General features: G+C 26.2%; 1 tRNA gene and 1 pseudogene. Both read right to left on the bottom strand.

From position 1 onward, the window contains the following. Window positions 1-12 precede the first annotated feature (12 nt). A pseudogene (locus JS756_RS38895) lies at window positions 13-531 on the bottom strand (cbb3-type cytochrome c oxidase subunit I). Between the two features lie 228 nt (window positions 532-759). Then, window positions 760-830: transfer RNA gene (locus tag JS756_RS38890), tRNA-His, on the bottom strand. Between the last annotated feature and the right edge of the window lie 679 nt (window positions 831-1,509).

The raw sequence follows: 1,509 nt of genomic DNA, 5'->3' as shown, positions 1-1,509 counted from the left end.
TATTACTACAGCTCAACCAAATAATGCTAATTTGTGTAAACGTATACCTGGACCTCTCATATTTAAAAGAGTTGTAATGAAGTTCATAGCTCCTAACATACTACTAATACCACTTAAGTGTAAACCAAAAATTGCTAAATCAACACTTGGTCCACTGTGTGATTGTATTCCTGATAATGGTGGGTAAAGAGTTCATCCTGTACCTGCTCCATTTTCTATTGTTGCAGAGAATACAAATAATAATAAACTAGGTACTAATAATCAGAAACTAATGTTATTTAGTCTAGGGAATGCCATATCAGGACCTCCTACTAATAATGGTAATAAGAAATTACCAAAACCACTTAGTAAACCAGGCATAACCATAAAGAAAATCATCATTATAGCGTGAGCTGTAATTATACTATTGTATAATTGGTTATCAGCAATATATTGAACACCAGGTCCAGATAACTCTAATCTTATAAGTACAGAAAATGCTGTACCTAATAAACCTGAGAATAATGCGAACATTAAGTATAAAGTACCAATGTCTTTAGCATTAGATGATAAAAATCATCTTTCTTGTCATTCTGTAGGTTGTTTTAAAGTTAAAATAGATGATTGAGTATTAACCGGTGCAACATCTTCTTTTTTAGCTGATGAGGAAAATCCTCTCACAAATGATTTTGTTATCTGGTTTAACAAAAAATAAGATAAAATTTTCTTCGTAAAAAAAAACGAATTTGAATATTATGTGAATAACAATTTATTATTTAGGGTGGGTACCTAGAATCGAACTAGGATATACTATGCCACATACAGCTGTTCTACCTTTGAACTATACCCACCTTTCGTTTAAAACTTATGTTTTTTACTATAAACGTAAATAGATTATTTCTATAAAATATTATAACCGGTTTTAATAAATCCATAATGTTCTAATTTGATTATTTGTTTTAGTTTTAAAGTAATTTGATTACTTACAGAAGGGGTAAATACAGCACACACCATATTAAAAAAAAAAAAATTCCCTATACCATTTTTTTTTTAGATTTAAAATTAACATTTTTAATTTTCTTTAAATTTAGATTTATTTAAATAATATCTACACTATAACAGGTATTACAAATTTTATAATAAGACTTATAAGCAAAATATTTTATAATAAATAAATTTTTCTCTGTTTGAGTCAAAGGAGAAACTCGAATTCTCATCCATAACTCATGAAATTACCGTTTTACCTGTTAAACTACTTTGACTTTATCTTTTGTATGTAATTACATACTACTTTGATTATTAAGAAAAAAATATATATAATTATTAAATTTTAAATTCTAATATTTTAATTATATCTATATAAGCGAAGAATTTAAATAGGGTATTCTATATAATCTAGTTTAAAAATAGAGTTTTATTAATAAGGTAATATTAAAGCTTATGTAGAGCAATTGGAGAGTTTATTAATAATAAACATAACAGGACACCCTTGAATATATTCCAAAAATATATAACTTACCTTAAGTTTAG

This window comes from Streptomyces actuosus (genome assembly GCF_016921115.1).
GTDB lineage: Bacteria > Actinomycetota > Actinomycetes > Streptomycetales > Streptomycetaceae > Streptomyces > Streptomyces actuosus_A.
Note: the sequence above shows the minus strand (reverse complement) of the source record. Positions and strands in the feature narration are given on the sequence as shown.